The sequence below is a fragment of the Mucilaginibacter gossypii genome (assembly GCF_017569325.2).
Taxonomy (GTDB): Bacteria; Bacteroidota; Bacteroidia; order Sphingobacteriales; family Sphingobacteriaceae; genus Mucilaginibacter; species Mucilaginibacter gossypii.
The window spans coordinates 2,247,359-2,270,879 of the sequence record NZ_CP071878.2 but is presented as its reverse complement, the minus strand read 5'-3'; the positions used below and the strand labels follow the sequence as shown (position 1 = coordinate 2,270,879).

The following is a 23,521-nucleotide window of genomic DNA, read 5'->3' as shown; positions in this document are numbered from 1 at the left end:
GACAGATGAATATGTTTCTGAATCAATCCCAGAGTAGTAATTATAGTTTATGAACAACGCTAACAAATGGCCGCTATGGCCAGCCGTGATACATGCAAAATGCCCCCGCTGTCGCCGGGGAAAAATGTTTGCGAATGCGATGTACGGATTCCACGGACAACAGATGCTGAAGCAATGTGATCATTGCAAACTTACCTATGAAATCGAACCTGGTTATTTTTATGTGGCGATGTTTGTCAGCTACGCCATGAATGTTGCGGTATTGATTACGCTTTCCGTCGCCTTGTCGGTTCTTACTGGAAGTACTAACCCGTGGCTTTATGTAATAGTATTGCTAACCGCTTCATTAATCTTGTCCCCATTTAATTTCAGATATTCCAGGGTAATCCTGCTTTACTGGCTCACCCATGGTCTCAGTTATCAGCCGGAGTACAGTGCCGATAGGCCCGAATCAGTTTTGCCGAATTCTGACCCCGGTGACAGCGTGGCGCCGTTAAATTTAAATTAGTAATATGCAAAGCTCACTCCTTTCTTTTATCGCAGGCATGGAGCAGGCCGGACGAAATGTTATCCGCGCTGGTGTCGTCATAGCATTTCTGTGGATTGGCGGCCTTAAATTTTTCACCTATGAAGCTGAAGGTATCGTTCCGTTTGTAGCGAACAGCCCGATCATGTCTTTTTTTTATAATGATCCTGCAGCCTACAAAAAACATGTCAATAAGGAAGGTGAACTGTTGCAGAAAAATCATATCTGGCACACTGGTAACGGTACTTATCCATTTTCGAGGGTGCTGGGCGTATACCTGATCGTTGTAGCCGAGCTTGTGGCGCTATACCGCGTGTGGCCAATATCAAGTATGATTGCCAGCATCCTGGTTTTGCTGATGACCACGGTGACGCTTTCCTTTCTGATAACCACCCCCGAAGCCTGGGTGCCAAATCTTGGTGATGCTGATTGGGGATTTCCATTTTTATCGGGCCGTGGCAGGCTGGTACTCAAAGATACCGTCATCATGGGCGGCCCGATTATAACCATGAGTGAGTCTGCGGCTATTTACCTGGATCGTCATCAAAAAAAATGATACAGGCACAATTCAATAAGAAACCTGGCCGCAGGCAATTTTTGCAAATGGTTTCACTCGCCGGAATTGCTATATTTTCACCTTCAAATATTTGCGTTATGTTCGAACCTAAAGGCGTATTTATTGAAAAAAGTCGTTTTACTGCTGAAGCAACTGTGGTGCGTCTCTGCTCCGTCCTGAAAAGTCGCGGTGCAAAGGTCTATGCAGTAATTGACCAGCAGAAAGAATTAAGTACTGCTGACATTGCTATCCCACCGATGCATTTAATATTATTCGGGAACCCTAAAGTGGGCGGCAAGGTACTTTCAGAAGTTGCCGTTTCCGGTATTGACCTACCGTTAAAAATCCTGGTGTGGGAAGATACGGCACATAACATATCAATTGCCTATAATACTGCAGCATATCTGCAGGAACGATTTAACCTGAAACCGGAAGTCGCTAAACTGTTTGACCTAAGCAGTGTTATTCAATCTGCGTTAAATGATTAGGATAGCAATTTATCCAACATTAATGTTGCGCTAAAGTAATTTCATTATTATAATTATATGGCCAATTATCAATGATTGGATTCCCGGTGTTAACCGAAATTTTAATTGTTGCTATAGATTATTAAAAATGGCTTGTAATTTTAATGATTAGAACTTTAAAAGGTGCGGATCTAAAAGAAGAATGGAACAATTTTGTCTTCTCAGAAGATGAGAATTCTTTTTGACGCCCTTTATACATACTATTTTAAATACTTATACTACATTGGCCTTAAGAAAGAATTCCGTACCGATAGGACCAAGGACGAAATCAATGACCTTTTCCTTTAATTTGGGGAATACCGGGAAACCTTAGCCGGCGTACTCCACTCTCATAATTGTGTCATCACATGTTTTCTTTGTCGACTGTACCGTAAAGACAAGCTTAAGTTTGATGATAGCGTATTGCTTGAAAAGTGCCTTGCCCTTTTTGTTCAGCCATCAGCTGAAAGCCTTCTGCGAGTGCGGCAATCGATGGGGACCTTAAATGAACCTGCACGATAAATATGGTGTTGACGGCAGAAAGGGAGATGTCCGCGTCATTGCGGCCAATAACAAGAATGTCGAAGAAGAAATCAGTGTCAGCCGTTTCCTACTGAACTTATACCACAGGCTGAACGTTTTTCTGATTTTGTTACCGTAACTACTTGAAAGCCAAGGCGACATATTGTTGCTGACCGATTGTTTTCTGAAAAAATACGCGGGTAAACAAGAAAAATCAATTACCGGCTTTTCCGACAAGGTTATCGCGCAAATCCGGAATTATATTTAAATCAAAGTCGCCCCAATGTTGGCACATTTGCTATTTTCAAAAAAAGCGTTTAATTTTATTAGGTGGACTTTTCAGTCCCCGAAGAGTTAAAATATTCTTTATGTCTGTTTTCGCATTTTTGCAATTGTCAGCCATGTCTAAGAAAAATTAATTTGATGCACCTGTATTCGAAGGAGTCAATGTAATGCTATTGAAAGCATTTTGCTGTGTTTTTTCCGAACCGTCGATAATATTGAAGTGCCATGGCCAATAAATTTATGTTGTTGAACTTGCTGGTATCCCTTATTATCTATCCAGTAACGATCTATGCCCAGACTTCCCGACTAAGCTCAGAAAAACAACAACTTTGGTTACAGTTAAGTTTAAATTTTTATACGGTTGTAAAGGAGGGACAGGTAGACCAGGATAGCAGTCTTGTTCTGGTAAGTCGAAAAGGCAGATTAAGCAGGTGGACGGTGATTACAGATGGCTTTAGCGATGATATCGCTAAAGAAGATAATAAATGGATAGATACCCGGCAAACCCGGCAAGCCGTAAAAATATTGGGCACTTTGCATGGGATAGACCATGTCAAGTTGCTGGTACTATTAGGCTCTTATTATGCTTTCCAACCAGGTTACAGCCAAAATGACCGGGACAGTGCTCAATATTTTTTATCAAAAGCCAAACAGGAGAGCGAGGCGCTTCATTCAGCATTCTGGTCAAACCAAAGTCTTTGTTTATTGGGCAAAAACTATTTCAAAGGTAACCAGGTAGAAAAAGGGACAAAGTGCTTTACGGACCTGATTAATATTTGCCAGAGAGCGAATGACAAGGTAACGGAGGCAAAAGCCTGGGATTATCAGGGCACCTATTGCCCACCGTTACCTGCTACTATTATGTTGAAAATAAATAGCTTAGCGAAAGCCAATATTTTGTATCAGCAGTTGAATAAGCCTGCGAAGCAAGTTAATACATTAACGAATTTGGCGTACCTGGCCTTTGTTTTAAAGGACATCAAAGGAGCCGAAGTAAATGCGTTGAAAGCGCTTCAACTGGAAAATGCCATGGCTTTTCCCTACACTCATTACAATTATGATCTGCTTTCGTTAATCTGCAAGGTTAATGGTAACGATGATAGAGGCACGAACTATGGGCTAAAGGCTGTTAGAGCATCGCAGGAAACTAAAGATAGTATTGGATTGGGATATTTTTACGCAAGAGTTGCCGATTTGCATTATGGGAATAAAACAATATCCGCATTTGCATCCTATTGGTTCAAAAAAGCGGTGGAGGAGTTAAGTAAGAATGGCGATCCTGCCATATATCGAGCACTTTTTAATTATACCTCTTATCTAAATGAGAGCGGCAAGTCAAGAGAAGCGATACTTCTGTTATCAAATACACTTAAAACTATTCCTCCTGCAAGTCTTGTCGATAAACAAATGGCGTATTTATCGATAGCCGCAAACTATAAAGATATAAACAACTATAGGCAGGCTGAAAAATATTTTTTAATGGCTGATCATCTTTCGGATCAAGACAAATTAATTACAAAAGATTTCCGCTCGGCTCAAATTAAACTAAAAATAGGAACATTTTATTTTGAAATAAAACAGTACGATAAGGCAAAAAGTTACCTTCAGAATTCTTTAGCAATCCCCGTTATTAAAATGAACGAACCAATAACTTTTTCTGCAGCCAATTGGATGCTCTTTAAGATTGATTCGCTCCAGGGAAATTACGAATCTGCGGCAAAACATCTCCTACAATATGTAACGTACTATAAGAAAATAGTTGAATTAAATGATGCCAAAAATATAGCAGGTATGAAGATTCAGTTGGAGATGACCCAAAAGGAAAAAGATCTCCAGATTCTTCGAGCTAAAAACGCGCTTCAAAACCAACAAGCCGATAACGTTAGGAAACTAATATATATCGGTGTGGCTCTGACCTTTTTAATCATAGGAATGATTTATTATCGATTTTATATTAATAGGAAAAACAATGAAAAGCTACAAGCTCAAAAGGATGAAATAGATCATAAGAACCATCTGTTAGAGAGCTTGCTACACGACAAAGATGTTCTCCTGCTGTCAAAAGAATGGTTGCTGAAAGAGGTGCACCACAGGGTTAAAAACAATCTGCACACCGTAATATGCCTTTTAGAGTCGCAAGCAGCTTATTTAGAGAATGATGCGTTGAAAGCCATTGAAAACAGCCAGAATCGCATTTATGCCATGTCGTTGATTCATCAAAAACTTTACCAGTCGGAAGATATAAAAACGATCGATATGTCTGTTTACATCCCCGAATTTGTAAGTTATCTTAATGATAGTTTTGGAACCATCAGTCAGATCCGTTTTGAACTCGATATTCAGCCGCTTAGGTTGGCTGTATCCTATGCAGTACCTTTGTCGCTGATCATTAACGAGGCCGTAACCAACTCCATAAAATATGCTTTCCCTGGTAAAAAAAAGGGGGCCATAAGTATTACTATGTATCAAATTAATGAACAGGTTGAATTAATAATTGCGGACAACGGTATTGGAATAAACGCGCATAAATCTGGAAGCCATTCAGGGGCTTTAGGCTTGAAGCTGTTGCGTGGTCTTTCCGAAGATATAAAGGCGGAAATCAGTATTGAGAACGTTAATGGAACAACAATTACGCTTAAATTTAAAATAGACGAGATGATATACGCAATGGCTTGAAATTAAAGGAACAATCTGCCTCTTTTTAATTTCGCTCAATAGCGTTCTCAAACTGCGTAACACATTGAGCCGCTACTCACTTCAAATCACTCAAAAACTGATTCGATAAATGCCCAGGTGGGCGCACTTTAATAAAAAGCCATTTATTTGTATAGGAAACGGCTTTTTCTTTCCATGAGCCTATTTTAAGCTATCTGTGCCTCATGAATTTGGTGACTCAAACGTTAGGGTTTACAAGCTTTCTTTCTTCACGTAGCGGATACCTTCTGGAATGGATTATCCTTTTATAGATTATGCCATCGGCGGCATTGACGGCGTGATTACTGCCGCGGCGCAAACACCAATAAACATACTATCGTCATTACCGGCCACGGCCCGATAGGCAATTACGTTTAGCTTGCTCAGTATCATGATATGCTGGCTATGGCCAGCTGTGATACACGCAAAATGCCCTTGCCACCGGGTGGAATGTTTGTAAACGCAATGTATGGACTCCACGGACAGCAGAATGCTAAAATAATGTGATCATTGTAAACTCACCTATGAAATCGAAATAGGTAATTTTTATATGGCGATGTTCGTCAGCTACGCCGTGAATGTTGCGCTATTGATTAAGATTTCCGTCGCCCCGTCGGTTCTTAGGGTAAGTACTGGTCTATGGCCGGATGTAATGACCCGCCTGACCGCTTCATTAATTTTGTCCCCTTTTAATTTCGGGTATTCCAGGGTGATCTTCGTTTATTGTTAATGTTTACGAGAGCGGGTCCGAAGTTAGAACAGCTCTGGTGGGGGAGGAGCAGCAACCGAAATCGGCATCGTTATCGCTGCCTGGAAGGTCCCCCTTTGGAAAACGGACGACATCATTAAACTATACATAAACAAGCGATTAGTGAAATATCACCAATGCCGTTCAGGCTTGATGATATTTCGTCAACGTTCAAATAGAAAATTAAATTAATGTACTTAAAATCAACAGTTTATTTTATGGTACCGGAATTGTAAATTGCTTTTCGGCTAATCTCATTTCCAGGTTAAAACAGTTTTAAACCCTATTAAAATATTTAGTTATGTTGAACTCCATCAAACATGCCGGAACTGAAGAAGTCAGATACAGAGCACTTTCGGATATGCTGAATGAACACCTGATCAGCATGGAAAGTCTGTCTGAAAAATTTAAGGATGCGATTTTAACACATCTGCTTTCAGCAACATTACACGCAAACGACGACGAAAAAGCAATTCTGCTCAACCTGAGTAGCGAAGTCGCCGCATCCAGAAACAGCGAAGACCTCCTGGAGGCAGTACATGCCAAACTGGCTTCATTTTTTGATATTGAAGGGCTTACCATTATCCTGCACAGCGCGGAAAATGATAGCTATCAATTTCATGAATATGAGAAAGAACGAACCCCTGCGGGTGATATACAATTAAAGGTAAACAGGCGGCATGAACATAATTTACAGCTGAGACCTGTGATCAACGAAATGGCGGATGCCTTAACGGACCTGTCTTTTGATACCGCTGAGTTTGTGGAGCGATATCCGGAAGTTGATCTGTTTAAATCCTGGGAGGCAAAAGGCTGGCAAAACTTTGCAGCGGTGACATTGAAAGTCAGCGGGGAAACGTTGGGCCATCTGATCCTGCACATGTTCCCGCATGCGGTTGCTTCGCTGCGTATCAATTTATTAAGGGGAATCAGCGCTCAGCTTTCGGTCGCCCTCTCTAATATCAAAATGGTAGAGGAAACGATGCGCCGAAGAAATGAAATGGAATTGTTGCTGGCCATTAATACTGATATTGCTTCTGTCCGCGGTACGGATGAACTGGCCAGGTTTATTAAGGATAAATTTAAGCAGCTATTGGGCTGCAGTCACACCATGATCGCTGTCCGGAATAACGACGGGCTCACCTATAGTGCTTTCCTGTTGGATGAGGATGCCCGTGCAAAAACACACTTGTCTAACCTCAGTGCCCGTGACAGTAATAAAATCAACGGCCCGGTACTGAACCAGGCAAGGCAGACCAGTATCCCGCTGTTGTTCGATCTCGATGAATTGGCTTTACAGGAATATCAGCCGTTATATGTCAAGATTAACCGCCAGCTTCAGCAAAAGACTTTGCTGGTGATCCGTCTTGCTAAAGGCGAAGAAGTATTCGGTTTTTGGCTGATTTACTTCAAGGACCGCGACATTATTACCACCGGTAAACTACAACTGATCCAAAGTTTATCTTTGCAGCTTTGCATTTCCGTGGCGAATATCCTGGCGAACCAGGAAATCAAATCACGGGAGGAGGAGAAAGGGCGTTTATTAAAGTTCAGTAGCGCTATCGCACCGGTCAGGGACCATAAATTGCTGGCTAAAATCCTTAAAGTGCAGTTTCAGGAATTGTTCGGAATTGAAGATTATGTCATCCATTTATTTGACCGGGAAAGTCAAAAGTGCATGCCGTTTCTCTATGATGCGTCACAAGCTGGGGCTGAACCGGATGAACTGGCAGATAATTTGAACACGCTGATGACTTTCCCGGAAAGTATTCTTGACCTAATTACAGAGATTGACAGCCCGGTATTGTACGAAGTAAACGATACCTGCCTGACCTTGCTTCCTGGTCCAATGACAGCAGACGCCCAGTCAGACAATGCGCGCATCGGCATGTTCATACAAATCGGTTCGGAGGGGATTGCCGTTTTAAGTTTTCTTCACCCCGATTTTCGCCGAGTCAAACAACAGGAGGTTTTACTAAAAAGCATTTGTTCACAGTTGTCAATCGCCATATCTAATATATTGGCCAATGAAAAGGTGAACCAACAACTCATAGAAATTGACCGTTACAAACATCAACTGGAGGAAGAAACAATTTATCTGAAGGAAGAAATAGAGGTAAATCAAAATTACGCAGAGATTATCGGTGAAAGTCAGGTGATGCAAAAAACGTTTCGCATGGTTACACAGGTTGCTTCTTCAGACAGTACGGTGTTGATACTGGGCGAAACAGGGACGGGAAAAGAACTGATAGCCAGGGCTATTCACAACAATTCTCCGCGCAAAAACAAGCTAATGGTGAAGGTCAATTGCGCAGCGCTTCCGGCAAACCTTATCGAAAGCGAGCTTTTTGGTCATGAAAAAGGCAGTTTTACAGGTGCAACGGAACGCCGCCTGGGCAAATTCGAGCTGGCAAACAATGGCACCCTGTTTCTGGATGAGATAGGAGAGATGCCCCTTGAGCTCCAGGTAAAGCTGCTACGCGCCTTACAGGAGAAAGAGATTGAACGTGTGGGAGGGCGTGGCACGATCAAAGTAGATGTTAGGATTATCGCGGCGACGAACCGCGACCTGGAAAAGGAGGTTGATGAAGGCCGCTTCCGCAGTGATTTATATTACCGTTTGAATATTTTTCCTATCGAATTGTCGGCACTGCGCGACCGTAAGGAGGATATTCCGATCCTGGCGACGCATTTTATCCACCGTTATGCTAAAAAAACAGGGCGTCAGATAACTACGCTCGGCAGCAAAGCGCTGCAGGAAATGGTCCACTACAGCTGGCCCGGAAATATCCGGGAACTTGAACACTTAATTGAACGCAGTATATTACTGAGCACCGGGCCAATGCTGAAAAATATCCATTTACCAACTAATAAACCCAAAGGAACGGCCGCCACCTCAGCAGGAGAAATAGCGCTGAAGACCATTGATGAAAATGAATGCGACCATATTTTAAAAATCCTCAAATACTGCCAGGGGCGTATATCCGGACCAGGTGGTGCTGCCGACATACTGGGCGTGCCGCCAAGTACGCTTAACTCGAAAATTAAGCGGCTTGGTATCAAAAAGGAACATTTAATATGATGCTAATAACATAATTGATGATTATAGAGCGATTAAACCACACAAAGTTGACCATCAAATAATATAAACGTGAGAACAAAAATATTGATTGTTGAAGACCAGTTTATTGAGGCCAATAACATGCAGGGGATCCTGGAAAGGGCAGGCTACAAGGTAACAGGAATTGCCCGTTCGGTGCCCATTGCTTTAAAAATGGTTGAAAAAGAAAAACCAGATATGGTTATGCTGGACATCCTTTTACAAGGAAATCTGACGGGTATCGACCTTGCGGGAAAACTGCGCGAAATGAACATTGCTTTTGTTTACTTATCTGCCAATTCCAATAAGGAAATACTGGATGCAGCCAAAGCTACCAAACCTTATGGCTTTCTTGTAAAACCGTTCAGGGCAAAAGATGTATTGATTATGCTGGATGTTGCCTGGTATCTGCATCAGCAGGTAGAAGAGGAGGCAAAAAACCGCGAAGCTTATCTTAAAAGGGCTGGTTCTGCGGTATCAGGAGGCCTTCCCGAAATCATCGGCAATAGCCCGGCCATTGCGCGCATTATGAACAGCGTAAAGATTGTCAGCCAATCAAACACGGCCGTGCTGATTTTAGGAGAAAGCGGCACTGGCAAGGAATTGATAGCCCAGGCGATACACAAGTTGTCTGACCGTAAAAATAAACCGCTGATCGTTGTTAATTGCGGGGCGCTGCCCGCAAATCTGATTGAATCCGAACTTTTCGGGCACGAAAAAGGTTCCTTTACCGGCGCCTTCAACAGGCGTGTAGGTAAATTTGAACAAGCCGACGGTGGCACGATCTTCCTGGATGAGATTGGTGAGCTCCCGCTTGACCTGCAGACAAAGTTCCTGCGGGTTTTACAGGAAAAGGAAATCGAACGGATCGGCGGCAATTCGAAGAAAGTGGATGTCCGCGTCATTGCGGCCACCAACAAGAATCTTGAAGAAGAAATCAGCGCCGGCCGTTTCCGTCTGGACTTGTACTACAGGCTGAACATTTTTCCGATCTTGTTACCGCCCTTAAGGGAAAGACAAGGTGATATATTGTTACTGGCCGACTATTTCCTAAAAAAATACGCGGTTAAACAGGGAAAGTCGATCACCGGCTTTTCTGACGACGTGATCACGCAAATCCGGAATTATAGTTGGCCCGGCAATGTCCGTGAACTGGAAAATATGATGGAGCGAAGTGTGCTGCTTTCGATGGGAACGCTGATCACCAGTTTGGTGCTTCCTAAGGATAAACGGAAAGCCTCGATTGAAATTGAAGCAGACAGGCAAAAAACTATGGAGGAGAATGAGCGCGACCACATCCTTGCTACTTTATTTAAATGTGACTGGAAGGTTTTTGGTGAAGGAGGGGCGGCCGAACTGCTGGATATTAACGTATCCACATTAAACTCGAGAATGAAAAAACTGGGGATAGACAAGAAGCACTATTTTAAAAATAGCGGTGAAAACAAAAATGACTGATCTGAACTTACAACTGTGTTTCGCAGCCGGCATTAATGTCAATTTTTGTGATGCCCAGATTGTAATATTCAGATCTTGTTCGTTTCACGCTTGAAAACCTTAAAGCCAAATAGTGCTATGGTTAGTTGAAAAGTTGTGAAAGTGATCAAGGCCACGGCCCAGCCGTAAGGGACCATAGCCCCGAACAACAGACTTCCTAAACCAAATCCCATGAATAAGGTAAAAACATTAAGCCCCATTGCCTGCCCCGGCTGATTTTTCCCCAAATCAGTCACTATCCCGGCCAGAAGAGGCTGGCTGAGGTCATATCCCAATGACAGGATGGTTATAAGTAAACAAGCCATCCACAACGGCAGGTGCAATGCAAGCAGTCCGACGCTCAGCGCACTTAAAAGGATTCCCGAAGGTAATAAGCGTTTTCGGCCGTTTTTATCGGCCGCCCTGCCAATAAAGGGGCCAAAAATAAATCCGGGTAAGCCATAGCCCATCAATGCCAGCCCTATCTGCCACTCGTTAAGACCATAGTTGTCTTTTAAATACAATCCCAACCAGGTAAAAACGCCTGAATGAAAAATACCGTTGCAAAAAACGTAAAAGTAAGTCCTGAGGCCGCGCCTTTGTGCAAGAAGGTTATAGTAGCCGTTTATGATGGCAGTTAAGGTGATCCCGGTACTAACGGGTTTGGGTAGCCGAAGCTTTTTGATACTAAAAATGAGCAACAATAGGGCTATACTTGCAAGGATAGCCAACCCTATGAATAAAAATCTCCAGCCGACAACAGGTGCGACGGCTACACCCAGGGTAGATCCTGCGGCGGCTCCACCAGCCATGGCGCCAAAAAGCAGGCCCAGCGGCCTGCCCCTCTCCTCAAAACTGAACAGTCTGCCTGTTAGTGATACGGAGATCGGAATGACACCGCTGGATCCTACACCGGTTAAAAACCGCCATAAAATAAATTGATCCATGTTTGCTGCCGTAGACGTAAAAAATGATAAGGCCACAAAAGCAGTCAGCGAGGCGGTAATGATCGAGGTAGGCCTGAACCGATCTGCCAACAGTCCGAAAAAAAGGGTAGAAACTGCATAAGGAATGAGGTAAGCCGGAATCAGTATTCCTGTCAGTTGCTGGGACACACCGAAAGTCGTTGCCAGGCTGGGTATCAATGGCGCAATCATATAGGCCTGAAAGAAAATGATAAAGGTTGCGGAGGCAAGCAGCCAAAGCAATTTTTCGCGGTTTTTGTCAGATATGGCGGGTATGGTTAATGAGTTGTTCATGAGCGGCGATCTGAATATTAATGAAGTAAATGCCAGTAGAAAGTTTCTTAACGGAAAGGTTGGCTCCGATCATATTCACGGATTTCAATTCTGATGCCTGTTTTTTAGTTATCTGTTAATGAGTGTTTTATGATTTAATATTTGTTTTAATTCATGCGATATACCGCTAATTAGTCTGCTATTAGCGATTTCCATAACGCAAACAGCTTTAGTTAAATATTGATCTAAGCCTGCCCTACCAAAGGATTGACAAAGGGGGGCTTGTTTTTCCGGTGAATACCTGTGTGTTTGTTTTTAGCCGAATATAGCCCCGCCTGATAATCATTCGCTATGCCGATTTCCTGCAATGGTGCAGTCATTCTTGATATCTAAACAAAAAGCCTTCATAAAGTGATATTTCGTGACTTATAAATTGAGGGTTATAAAATAAGTATCTGATTGTTAGTTATTTAAATAGTGGCACCAGTTTCGCCTATCCAGATAGCAATACTGGCTGCAATTCGTGAACTAACGCACGTTCACTATCAACAGCATGACCCAACGGGCACAATCATTTATTAAAATCAAAACAATGAAAACAATTAGCAATGATGGTAATGTGGTCATACCACCATATGATCAGGATCCGAGACTTTCAAAAGAGGTGAGGGAATTTCTTAAAGCTTTAAACGCCCCAGGTAACGTAGCGATTGAATCGATGCCCCCGCTGGAAGCACGAAAAGTGCTGGAAAATGCCCAGCTATCTGTACCCATAGATATGTCAGGCATCGAGGAATCAGAACGCACAATCAATGCTGACGGCTATGAAATTGTGCTGAATATTGTACGCCCCGAAGGCATGAGAGGGGTTTTACCGGTATTTATTTTTATTCATGGTGGTGGCTGGTTGTTAGGCGACTACCCAACACACAAAAGAATGGTGCGCGACCTCGTCGTGTTATCCGGAGCGGCCGGCGTATTTGTGAATTATACACGTACGCCCGATGCTGCTTATCCACAGGCGATCAATGAGATCTACGCGGCTACCAAATGGGTAGCGGAAAACGGTCATGAGATCAATGTGGACGGCAAGCGTCTGGCAATTGCGGGAAACAGTGTTGGAGGCAATATGACCGCAGTGACCACCTTGAAAGCGAAGGAGAACAACGGTCCGGAAATAAAATTGCAGATCATGATGTGGCCGATCGTTGACGCCAATTTTGATACTTATTCGTATCAGCGATTTGGTCAGGAGCGATTTCTGACTACACCACTGATGAAGTGGTTTTACGATATGTATATCCCAGATCCTAAGCGCCGCAACGTAATATACGCATCTCCATTGCAGGCCACTAAAGAACAGTTGGCAGGCTTACCGCACGCATTGATCCAGGTAGCAGAGAACGATGTGCTGCGTGACGAGGCCGAAGCCTATGGAAGGAAACTAGACGAAGCCGGCGTAAGGACGACGGTAGTGCGTTATAACGGCATGATCCATGACTTTGGATTGCTTAATCCGCTGGCGTATATCCATCCCACTCGTTCACTGTTTGAACATGCTGCCGCTGAATTGCGCAACCACCTGATCAAGACAGATAATAACCTCGGAAATTAATAATAAGCTTAACTAAAATTATAAAAATGAAAAATCTATTCATGACCTCAACGAAACCGGCAGGATACCTAGCAGGTATTCTGTTATTAATTATCAGCAGCGCTTTTAATGCGCACAGCCAGGTAAAAGATTATGCAACTGATGACCATCTCAGCCCTGGGGTTAAGACTTTTCTCAAGACGCTCAATACCGGCGGACCCGGGTTGGAAACACTCACACCTGAAAAAGCCCGCGAGGTTTTGGTCAATGTACAAAAAACTTATCCGGTTGATATGTCCGGAGTTACCATCTCAGAAAAAACGATCAAAGTTGATGGCAAGGACCTCCAATTAAATATTGTGCGTCCTGAAGGTTTAAAGGGAAATCTTCCGGTGTTTATTTATATACATGGCGGCGGCTGGGTATTAGGCGACTTTCCGACTCACAAGCATATGGTAAGGAATCTCGCCGTACTTTCGGGTTGTGTAGGGGTTTTTGTCAATTATACCCGCACGCCTGATGCTGCTTACCCTACGCAAATCAATCAGATTTATGCCGCAACCCAGTGGGTTGCCGAGCACGGCAATGAGATCAACGTGAATGGTAAAAAGCTGGCGGTTGTGGGCAATAGTGTTGGTGGCAATATGACTGCGATAACCGCTATTAAGGCCAAAGAGAACAACGGCCCGGAGATCAGCCTGCAGATCATGATGTGGCCAATACTTGATCATAATTTTGAAACGGATTCTTACAAGGCTTATGGTCAGGACCGGTTCCTGTCAACACAAGTAATGAAGTGGATGTATAATATGTATATACCTGAAGATAGCAACAGAGATGACATACATGCTTCACCCGTAAAAGCCAGCCCCGACCAGTTAAAGGGTCTGCCTCCTGCACTGATTCTGGTGGCAGAGGAAGATATCTTACGCGATGACGGCGAAACCTACGGCCGTATGCTGGAGCAGGCCGGTGTGCCTGTAACAACTGTTCGTTACAATGGCGTTATTCATGACTGGGGCCTGCTGACCGGGTTAGCAGATCTTCCGCAGACCAAATCTCTTTTTATTCAGGCGGCCGCAGAAATGCGTAAATATTTAAAATAAGCAACAGATACCTGGCAAAATGAAAACAACAGTATTGATTACCCGCTTGTTATTGGGACTGATCTATTTTGTGTTCGGCCTGAATTTCTTTCTCAAATTTACGCCGGTTCCGCAAATGGGAAAGCAAGGAGATGACTTTCTTAAAGCACTGATTTCTTCAGACTACTTTTTTCAATTTTTGAAAATAGTGGAAATTGTAGGTGGTTTCTTTTTATTGATCAACCGGTATACAGCGTTGTTTTTATTAGTGCTGTTGCCGGTAAGCGTAAATATTTTCTTGTTTCATATCATACTGGCACCGGCTGGGGTACCTATGGCGGTTGGTGTTCTTTTATTAAATGTTTTTTTATGCCTTGCCTATCTGAAATATTATCTCAGCGTTCTTACGGTCAAGCCTGATTCCGGCTGGTTATCCTGACCTTGTGTTACTTATACCTTAGGTCTGTGAGTTTATCAGCATTAACCCCGGCAAACGCAGTTTACTCCTAAGGAGCTAAACTGCGTTCCTGTAAACTGTCCGGCTGGAGGCTGATCCTTAAAGTGATCTGACTCAGATGCTCTTGAACAAGTAATTAAATGATTTTGACAGACACAGTTACAAAATATTTAACCGTTCCGTGCGATTTCTGTCTCGGTCAATGCGTCATTATTGTAGGTTACCGGTTCGATTTGAAACTCGATCATGATGGAAGTCCCATTTCGATTTTGGATTTCGAGGCTGCCATTGATATCATCGGCCAATCCCCTGATAAGTTTGAGGCCAAGTGAATTGGACGGGCCTTGAAGATGGTCATGTTGTATGCCGATTCCGTTATCGGAGATAATCAATTTAACCTTAGGGCCGGAAGTATACATCTTAATGGATATTATGCCATTTGTTCGTCCTTGAAACGCATATTTGATCGCATTGGTCACGGCCTCATTGATGATCAGCGAGAGCGGTATGGCGAGTGATACTTCAACTTTTATCAGGTCCACCTCAAGCTGAAAATATATCTTGTTGCCGGTGCCGGTACTGTCTTTAAGATAACCGATGAACTCAGGTAAAAAAATTGCCATGTTAACCGTTTCAATATCTTCCGACTGGTAAAGTTTCTGATGGATAAGTGACATGGCGTAAATTCGGTGCTGGCAATTTTCAATCGCATGTAAAGCGTCATCCTGTAAATTGATCGCCTGCGATTCCAGCAGGCAAACGACCGTATGCAGGTTGTTTTTCACGCGATGGTGCACCTCTTTTAATAACCATTCCTTCTCCTTTAAGAGATGCTCCAGTAATTCGTTTTTCTTTAAAATGATCAGGTTGTTTTTTTTACGGATAGTACTTTGCCGGTAGAATAAGGCGGCAATGACCACTACGAGGAAAATACCGACGATAGTCACGTTTTTGATCAGATTTAGACGTTGTAGTCTTCCCTTTTCTAAAGCGGAATTTTGGTTAAGTATTTTGATCTGGTCTTCCTTTTTTTTTGTCTCATATTTAATACTCAATTCCTGAATGTCTTTGTTCTTTTTTTCGGTTAAATAAAAATTATCAAGTTCTTTGTTACGGCTCAGGTGTGCTATCGCAGATTTGTAATTACCAGTTGCTGAATCAACCTTAAAATACATGTACTCGATCTCGCTACGCGTAGATATTTTAAGTTTTTGTTTTACCTCGTTAGAAATCCGGTCAAGATAGGGGCGGGCTTTGGCATAGGACTGCGTCTCGACATAGAACTGTGCCATCTCCTGATGATCGGCCCGAAAGGCCTCATGTACACTGTTCAAATAATTATAAGCATTGAGTAAATGCCTTTCAGCCTTTCTAACGTTTATCTTTTGGTAACAGCGGCCTAACTCACTTTCATAGCGCGCATTTTCCGATCCTGTTGCTGGAAACTCTCGCATTCCTCTTTGCAGGTAGTCAATCGCTTCGCCGTAACGCTTCATGGCTCGTAACGCGGCCGACACCTGGGTAACTAATTTAGGAGCATCATCATTGAACATGCTGGGATGGACCTTTTGTGCATCAATCGCTAGCTTCAGATATTCAATAAACTTTTCCGGTTGTTTGTTACTGTTATAAAAATTTGCAAAAGCGCCGTAACAGTCAGCTAATGCAAGCGGATCATTTAATCTTTTCTCAAGTTCCAGGGATCTTTGGGCTAGTTCAAAACCTTTTTTATAATCACCAGTAGCCATGTAATAAACGTACATTGGCAGGTACACGTACTCGAGATAGGGATAATGTGCCGTTTCACTATCTTTAAGCAGGGCTGTAAAGTCTGCTTCTATCCCGGTATAATTACCATAATAGCGGAAATAGGTCAACAGGACCCTGGCGATGATTTCTTTTTCTTTATCATTTGCCTTAAGGGACAAATCCCTGGCCAGCCGTGCATATTTCAGCGCATCACCGTAATAGCCATCCGTAATTTCATTAGCTTCATAAAAATTTTTGTAGCTTAAAGTCAGCAGCATGTTAATCCGTTCGCCACCTGTAACGGAGGGCAATAAAGCATCTGCTTCGGCAACACGGTGACGATCACTTAATATTTCAGCCATCCGGATCTGGGCGAGGGAAAAACCCTGCGTATATTTAAGTTGTCCGCTTAGCTTTCCTGCCCGTTCCGCATACCCTTGGGCAGTGTTTAGATCAGACTGTTTTCGCAAGGGTTTATTATAATATAGGTTAGCCAGATCTAAAAGCACCTTTACATGGTTTAAGTCGGGCTTGCTATGTTTCAGCTGTAACTGTAAATAGCTTTCCATGGCCGCAGGTATAGGCTTTGGATAGCCATAGTATTGCCCCCGGACCTTTGCAGGCAGAAAAATCGCAAGCCAAACGCATGTGATCGCAAAATAAAGATAAAATGGTCTGCTTGACTTTGCTCTGGGATTTCGGATCATTAGCGCTTAAAATATTTTTAGGGCATAATTGAAGGTTTCTGGTCTAAGATAAAATTTTTCCTTTGATTCGGTTGTGCTGATAAGCCGTTAAAAGCTAATTTTTTTTCTTTCAAAAAGCGTATACCTGATGCTGTCTGTCCGGTTGTCTGAACTAAGCATTTCAACCGACAATAATTCACCCGGGATGTTATTTCCGTACCAATAAGGATTCTCCTGCTGTTTCCAGGTTACCAAAGCCATGGCTAATCCCCGTGCACCTCTCAGCCTGCCTGACCGGGCTGCACGCATGGCGATATCATTTGCATAAAGGGTGGACATGGTGCCAGCTTTTTTATCAATCAGCGTACTCATAACTTTATAATTTGATGGATCAAACCCGGCGTTCTTGGGTATTGTTGCCCTGGTATTCGATTGTTGATCCACAAAGGGTGCCCCGGCACAGCCGGCTATAGACAGAGCCACAGCAACTAAAAGAAAAAATCTAACGACTTTCACGACGTTCAGTTTTAACAGGAATAGTAAATACATAATCTTGATTTTTCATAGGCCGGTGGCAATTGATACACTCTGATGCAAATAATGCGGTTTTTCCATACGGTACCATTTTCAATGTTTTAAAACGGGCAAATCCCCAGCCACCCGTAGAAGCATACTTTTGCGAATTTTTGATCATGAAATCCAACTGTACAAATGCACCGGTGCGCGCATTTCCGGCAGAATCTGTTACTTGTGTCCAAAGCGCTTTGGCGAGCCGGGTTCCGTCGGGCCATGGACGGGTCTTATGAAGACTGACTGCCTGAATAGCGATCTCATTGCCAAATATTACCCGCATGGTCCCGCTTTCAAAGCGGTTGCTGGTGCTCAGGACTTGTCAGTTCTTATAGTTCGGATCATAAGTGATCCTATTGGGTGAAACGGGAAGAATGGACTGCGCCTTCGTATGCAGCCATTGCTGGTATTGGATGGCTTCGTCATTGATTTTCGAAGTATCAGGAGGCTCATGAACCACAAGGCTGGCAAGGTAGTTTTTTAAGATAGTTAATTCCTTATCGGATACTTTAGCCGCCGGGTGCATAAAAACGTAATCTGCGCGCGGCATCGCACCAAGCGCGGTATGATTGACCGCTTCCCATAATTTTTGTTTGCGTTCAGCCGGCGTCAGTTTATCCCATTCAGAAAAATTCAGGTGTGCGCGCCCTTGCCTGATGTGCCGGGCGACCAGCCAGTAAGCGGGTACGATCTGATCGCCCCATCCTAATTGAGTTTCATTGGAATGGCAATCATAACATGATTTTTTAAAGATTGCTTTAACGTCGGCCGGCAAGGTGATATCACGAGTTACCGGGCGTTCTTTTAATTCTGGGCGTAAAAACTGGACTGCCACCAACAAGATCAGAACCATAAGGCCGATACTGGTGAATGCCTCACGGCTGAATAATTTTGATAATGGGTTCATAATTGATTTGATCTTTGGCTGTTCTGCAGATTGGATTTTACCAACTATATTTAAACCATTGATAGCCAATGCCGCCTGTTCAACCAATGGAGCTCCATTAAATTGCTTTAGCCATAAATGTGCCTTTGCTTAATATTTTCATAGTCAATATGTTAGCTTGTTTTTGTCGCGTGTGTGCCGGCGATATTTCACTTTTAATAATGGAATAAGTGAAATTTCAATAATTACATTGTTCAATCCTACCGAAAGCTGTCGCTCAAAAGGTGTAGGGCTCTGTTATATCGTCGCGATGTATATTGTAAACTGCTTGAAGAATGACGATCAGGCAGGAAAACATCATCAGGTGTGTCGTAAGAAATAATAAGATTTCCATATTGCTTTTGTTACAAGGAGTATTGATTGGCGATCCAATCTTTAACTAATCACCACCCGGTTTTTATTTTTTGCTGTCTAGGGTGTAGGCAACACGCAATGAAGTTAATTTTGCTGTTGTCCAAAACGTATTTGAATTTGCCGCTAGCCTCATAGCGAATGCTGTGAGAAGAAGAATGAAAGCCGTGATCTTTGTGAAATTTTTCATGTTTATGAAATTAATGGATGATTGATTATCTATACAGTATGTGCAGCAACTCCAGGGCTTCGAGGTAAATTGCCAGTGTTCTGCCTTGCAGTTTCCGAATTTTCATGCATAACAGTATAAATGGCCAGCAGACTTGGTTTCGGCGACCGAGCACCGGAACTATTGGGTTTGCGCAATTTTCCGATGTGATCCTATTGTTGGGGCTAAGGCTGTTCGAGCCTTCGATTCCGGTATTTCCTATCTGCATGGCGTCAACTTTTTTGATGAACGATATGACAGGATTAGGGCAGAAGCAATGCCATTGGTTTAATTAATTGATAATTAATTGTTTAATAATTCACATAAGAGCATTTGCTCATGTCATATCGCCAAAGCCACTCGTGACTAATGAAATATGGATAAGACGGGCTGCTTTTTTGCGAACCGCGCTCTGTCTTCCCAGGCGATTATAAAAGAAAAAAAATTGCAATATCGGAAAAAGGGGTTGAATTATGGAAGATGAGAGCTGTCCAGAAAACAGTGGAGGTCAGTTAAATGGCCGTCAACAACATATGTTCACGGTTTTGCTCGATGATTTTTGGAAAACCAATCTGTGATAATTGTGCCAAAAATAACAAAGAGTTCTGCTGAGACGGCTTTACGGGATACACAGAATTTGATTGAAAAAGGTATTTTGGAAAAAGAGCGAGGAGGCCGACGTAACACCACGTACATTTTAAAAATGCTCTAATGTGATAGGTCTGATATTTAAAGTTTACTATTAGTAATTTGTTTATTTTCAATTATTTAACAAGTAATTTAGTTTCTATAGACTCATAATCTTTTGGTTCCTGGTTCGAGCCAAATGGGCGCACCCAACTGTGCAAGCATGAATTTTTATCGCTTGCCCTTTGCTTTTTATCTTGTAACTAGTTGTTAATCTATCAGATAATATCTGCAACCTCGTTTATCCGAGCGGTTCTATCTCTCAATTTCAAATGTGAATTTTCCCGGAAATACTGAACCTATTAATTCCCGGTTTAATTTGCGATCATCCAAGCTAATTAATCCATTTATTGAGGACAAGGCAGACACAGCTCTGTTTAAATCATCATCAATACTGCGTGTGGCTATAGGTAGTTCACTTATTTTTGCTTCCAGTGCATTATCGATTTTACTGAGGCACTGTTTTTAATCACGGTGCCAATGTTTGAAGCTACATTCCATCTCACGAAATATTCCTTCCTTACTTTCACAGCAAGTTTTTACTCGATTTAAAATTAATTTATTAATCCGACTATCATGCTGACGTCAGATTAATAAATTAATTTAATTATTTGAACACCGTTCAATAATTTTGACATGTTTAAAATATTAACCAGATAATCATGAAAAAAGTATTGATCACAGGAGCGAGCGGCGGCATAGGGCTGGAGATAGCCAGACGCCTGGCTGCTCAAAATTACCGGGTAACACTGGTAGCCCGTAGCGAGGAAAAGTTAAATAAGGCAGTAAAAGATCTGGATGGTACTGGCCATACCATTTTGGTTGCGGACCTGACGGATAAAGACAACCTGCAAAAAGTAGCGGATCATTTGAAAACCGGGGAATACGATGTTCTGATCAACAATGCAGGTGCTGGTATTTACGGGAAGTTTATTGACATTCCATTGGACGAGCAACTGGCAACCATGCAGCTCAATATGAACGCCCTGGTAACCCTGTCTTATGCGTTTTTGCAAAATGCCAGGCAGGGTGATGCTTTGGTAAATATTGGTTCCCTGCTTGCGCATTCTTCCCTCCCGGGCGGTTCAGTTTATGCAGCTACCAAAGGTTTTGTCGCCAACTTCTCGGAATCACTGTGGTATGAGTTCAAGAAAAAAGGAGTTTTTGTGATGGGTTTTAATCCCGGTGCTGCAGCCTCAGACTTTCATTCAAATGCAGGCGGACACACTAGTGATTTTCCAAAATTTGTAATGTCTTCTGTTGAGGATGTCGCCGAAGAAATGGTAAAGGCTCTGGAAAACAGGCGGAAGCCGAGAGTGGTGCAAGGTTGGAAGAATAGGTTCATGCTATTTGGATTCAAATTATTGAGCCGAAAATCCGCTGTAAACATTATGGGACAAATTAGCCCCGGCATGAAAAACTAAACGCCGAATCGTGGTGCGAAATTTCGCCACCCGGCCGGCGCTATTATATTTGTATCTTATTATTAATAAAAATGGGCATAGCAGAACGAAAATTGGAAGAGAAACAGGAAATGCATAAACGCATTTTAAACGGAGCACGTAAAGTATTCCTTGAAAAAGGCTATGAACAAGCCAGCATGCGTAGTATCGCCAACGAGATCAACTACAGCCCAGGCTCTATTTATTTTTACTTTAAAGACAAAAGTGAGATCTTCCAGGAACTGCATAAGGAAGGGTTCGGGTTACTGCTCAACCAGTTCAAAGTTTTAGACAAGGTGGGTGACCCTTTTGAGCGCCTGAAAGCAATGGGCCGCATCTTTATCCAATTTGCACAAGAAAACAAGGATTATTATAACCTGATGTTCCTGGTGGAAGAACCGGCAAAAATGTCCGAAAATGATGGTGGCTTTAAGATAGCACAGGAAGCGATCGACCGCCTGGCTTCTGTAATTAAGGACTGCCAGAAAAAGGGAAGATTCAAAGATTTGGATACAGAAGATCTAACCTTTATGATCCTTTCCGCAATGCACGGCATTTGTGCCCTCTTCTGCAAAGACCGTACTACAAGTTTCATAGGCAGAACGAACGAGGAACTGATGCAGAGCGGCTATGAGTGTTTTGTCGCGCTCCTTGAAAAAAGTTAACGCTTTTTTTTGACATTTTATTGAACAATGTTTAAAATTATAACAGTGATTAAAAATGAAATCTAAAACACATATCCAATATGGTTTTGTCCTGGTGACGGCAGCCTTGATAGCCGCTACCTCGGCAAAAGCTCAAAGCCGGCTGGATGAATACATCCGCGAGGGGCTCAACTCTAATCAGAGCATTAAGCAACAGGACTTTGTACTCGAAAAAAATGTATATGCATTGAAGGAAGCAAAAAGCATGTTCGGGCCCGAGGTTACCTTTTCAACCACCTATACGAAAGCCGACGGCGGACGGACGATAGAATTTCCAACGGGCGACCTGTTCAACGGGGTTTATTCTACGCTGAATAAACTGACCGGCAGCAATGCTTTTCCGCAGTTACAAAACCAGCATATTCTGCTCAACCCGGATAATTTTTATGACGCCAAGTTTCGCACTACCCTTCCAATTTTGAATGCGGAGCTCATCTATAATAAGCGGATCAAGGCGCAGCAGGTGGATCTGCAAAAAACCGAAGTCCAGCTTTATAAACGCGAACTGGTCAAAGAGATCAAAACGGCTTACTATAATTATCTCAAAGCCGTTTATGCTACCGGGATCTATGAGTCCTCGCTCAGGCTGGTGGAAGAAGGCCAAAGGATCAATACCAGGCTATATGATAACAGCAAGGTAAATCGGACGGTTGTACTCAGAAGCCAAAATGAAGTTTCCCGGATCAACGCTTCACTCACCGGGGCAAAGAAAACCGCGGAATCGGCCCGTTATTATTTTAATTTCCTGATCAATCGCCCGCTAACAGATAGCATCCTTTTAGATGATATTACCACGCTTCCGGCCCTTGACCAAAGCTTGGCTAACAACATCAATGGCCGGGAGGAATTAGCCAAACTACGGATAGCAAAAGACATTAACGGCAACCTGAATGGGCTGGCCAAATCTTATATCATCCCCAAGCTGGGCACCTTTATCGACCTTGGATCGCAGGCGTTCGACTGGAAGTTCAATAGCCAAAGTCGCTATTACTTATTAGGCGTTTCCCTGGAATGGAACCTGTTTTCCTCCGGGAAAAATAGTTACCGGGTAAAACAAACGATTGCAGACCGAGAGGCCCTGGCATCACAGACCGACTATGTACAGCAGCAACTCCTTACCGAGCTTAAAGTACGCCAGGCCGCCATGCAAAGCGCCATTGCACAATACGAGGCGGCACAATCCCAGTTGAAGACCAGCCAGACCTACTACAACGATATGGTCAAGCTATATAAGCAAGGAATGGCCATTTACATCGAACTGCTGGATGCCCAAAATCAGTGGATAGATGCGCAGCTTAATGCCAACATTGCCCTTTACGACACCTGGATAGCCTATACGGCCATCGAACGAGCTAATGCCAGTTTTACAATTCAACAATAAAAACATACAA

Annotated in this window: 18 protein-coding genes; 13 read left to right on the top strand and 5 right to left on the bottom strand. The window is 42.9% G+C overall.

The genetic code is table 11. The annotated features are described in order from the left end of the window. Positions 1-49 precede the first annotated feature (49 nt). The 7 genes from J3L18_RS09490 to J3L18_RS09465 all read left to right on the top strand — a co-directional run bounded on the left by J3L18_RS09490 (position 50) and on the right by J3L18_RS09465 (position 10,395). Complete coding sequence (locus J3L18_RS09490) at positions 50-508, top strand: DUF983 domain-containing protein (RefSeq protein ID WP_129571016.1); 459 nt, start codon at positions 50-52, stop codon at positions 506-508. A 4-nt stretch (positions 509-512) separates the two neighbouring features. Then, on the top strand, positions 513-1,082 hold the full coding sequence (locus J3L18_RS09485; protein ID WP_129571017.1) for a DUF417 family protein: 570 nt from the start codon (positions 513-515) through the stop codon (positions 1,080-1,082). Then, positions 1,079-1,570 (top strand): DUF302 domain-containing protein, encoded by a 492-nt coding sequence (locus J3L18_RS09480; RefSeq protein ID WP_129571018.1) that lies wholly within the window; start codon positions 1,079-1,081, stop codon positions 1,568-1,570. Before J3L18_RS09485 ends, J3L18_RS09480 begins: the two co-directional genes overlap by 4 nt. A 523-nt stretch (positions 1,571-2,093) precedes the next feature. After that, positions 2,094-2,249, top strand: coding sequence for a sigma 54-interacting transcriptional regulator (locus tag J3L18_RS31085; protein WP_129571019.1), 156 nt, complete (start codon positions 2,094-2,096; stop codon positions 2,247-2,249). A gap of 371 nt (positions 2,250-2,620) precedes the next feature. Then, positions 2,621-5,071 (top strand): tetratricopeptide repeat-containing sensor histidine kinase, encoded by a 2,451-nt coding sequence (locus J3L18_RS09475; RefSeq protein WP_129571020.1) that lies wholly within the window; start codon positions 2,621-2,623, stop codon positions 5,069-5,071. A gap of 1,067 nt (positions 5,072-6,138) precedes the next feature. After that, positions 6,139-8,919: a sigma 54-interacting transcriptional regulator gene (locus tag J3L18_RS09470; protein ID WP_208102469.1), complete on the top strand. Its 2,781-nt coding sequence runs from the start codon at positions 6,139-6,141 to the stop codon at positions 8,917-8,919. Between the two features lie 69 nt (positions 8,920-8,988). Beyond that, positions 8,989-10,395, top strand: coding sequence for a sigma-54-dependent transcriptional regulator (locus tag J3L18_RS09465; RefSeq protein ID WP_129571021.1), 1,407 nt, complete (start codon positions 8,989-8,991; stop codon positions 10,393-10,395). Between the two features lie 68 nt (positions 10,396-10,463). Here J3L18_RS09465 and J3L18_RS09460 read toward each other — a convergent pair whose 3' ends face one another. Next, positions 10,464-11,672: an MFS transporter gene (locus J3L18_RS09460; RefSeq protein ID WP_129571022.1), complete on the bottom strand. Its 1,209-nt coding sequence runs from the start codon at positions 11,670-11,672 to the stop codon at positions 10,464-10,466. Between the two features lie 598 nt (positions 11,673-12,270). On the opposite strand from J3L18_RS09460, the gene J3L18_RS09455 reads away from it, so the two are divergent. Genes J3L18_RS09455 through J3L18_RS09445 form a run of 3 tightly spaced genes read left to right on the top strand, consistent with a single transcriptional unit; the run spans position 12,271 to position 14,769 of the window. After that, positions 12,271-13,266, top strand: coding sequence for an alpha/beta hydrolase (locus tag J3L18_RS09455; RefSeq protein WP_223266259.1), 996 nt, complete (start codon positions 12,271-12,273; stop codon positions 13,264-13,266). Positions 13,267-13,292: 26 nt separating this feature from the next. Further along, positions 13,293-14,351 carry an alpha/beta hydrolase gene (locus J3L18_RS09450; protein ID WP_223266260.1) on the top strand — a complete coding sequence of 353 codons (1,059 nt, stop codon included), beginning with the start codon at positions 13,293-13,295 and terminating at the stop codon, positions 14,349-14,351. A 19-nt stretch (positions 14,352-14,370) separates the two neighbouring features. Next, positions 14,371-14,769 carry a hypothetical protein gene (locus tag J3L18_RS09445; protein ID WP_091170646.1) on the top strand — a complete coding sequence of 133 codons (399 nt, stop codon included), beginning with the start codon at positions 14,371-14,373 and terminating at the stop codon, positions 14,767-14,769. Positions 14,770-14,957: 188 nt separating this feature from the next. On the opposite strand, the gene J3L18_RS09440 is transcribed toward J3L18_RS09445, so the two are convergent. The 4 genes from J3L18_RS09440 to J3L18_RS09425 all read right to left on the bottom strand — a co-directional run bounded on the left by J3L18_RS09440 (position 14,958) and on the right by J3L18_RS09425 (position 18,699). After that, positions 14,958-17,105, bottom strand: coding sequence for a sensor histidine kinase (locus tag J3L18_RS09440; RefSeq protein WP_189549398.1), 2,148 nt, complete (start codon positions 17,103-17,105; stop codon positions 14,958-14,960). 225 nt (positions 17,106-17,330) lie between these two features. Next, positions 17,331-17,594, bottom strand: a complete 264-nt coding sequence (locus J3L18_RS09435; protein WP_129571024.1) for a hypothetical protein — start codon at positions 17,592-17,594, stop codon at positions 17,331-17,333. A gap of 130 nt (positions 17,595-17,724) precedes the next feature. Continuing rightward, on the bottom strand, positions 17,725-18,108 hold the full coding sequence (locus tag J3L18_RS09430) for a cytochrome P460 family protein (protein WP_223266263.1): 384 nt from the start codon (positions 18,106-18,108) through the stop codon (positions 17,725-17,727). Between the two features lie 6 nt (positions 18,109-18,114). Next, entirely contained in the window at positions 18,115-18,699 is a 585-nt protein-coding gene (locus tag J3L18_RS09425) for a heme-binding domain-containing protein (RefSeq protein WP_129571026.1), read from the bottom strand. 1,947 nt (positions 18,700-20,646) lie between these two features. Between J3L18_RS09425 and J3L18_RS09420 the strand changes: the two genes are divergently transcribed. The 3 genes from J3L18_RS09420 (at position 20,647) to J3L18_RS09410 (ending at position 23,511) form a co-directional block, all read left to right on the top strand. After that, a complete protein-coding gene (locus J3L18_RS09420; RefSeq protein WP_129571027.1) occupies positions 20,647-21,408 on the top strand; it encodes an SDR family NAD(P)-dependent oxidoreductase in 762 nt (253 codons plus the stop codon). Between the two features lie 71 nt (positions 21,409-21,479). Further along, positions 21,480-22,091, top strand: a complete 612-nt coding sequence (locus tag J3L18_RS09415) for a TetR/AcrR family transcriptional regulator (RefSeq protein ID WP_112652400.1) — start codon at positions 21,480-21,482, stop codon at positions 22,089-22,091. Between the two features lie 55 nt (positions 22,092-22,146). Next, on the top strand, positions 22,147-23,511 hold the full coding sequence (locus J3L18_RS09410) for a TolC family protein (protein WP_129571028.1): 1,365 nt from the start codon (positions 22,147-22,149) through the stop codon (positions 23,509-23,511). Positions 23,512-23,521: the final 10 nt, after the last annotated feature.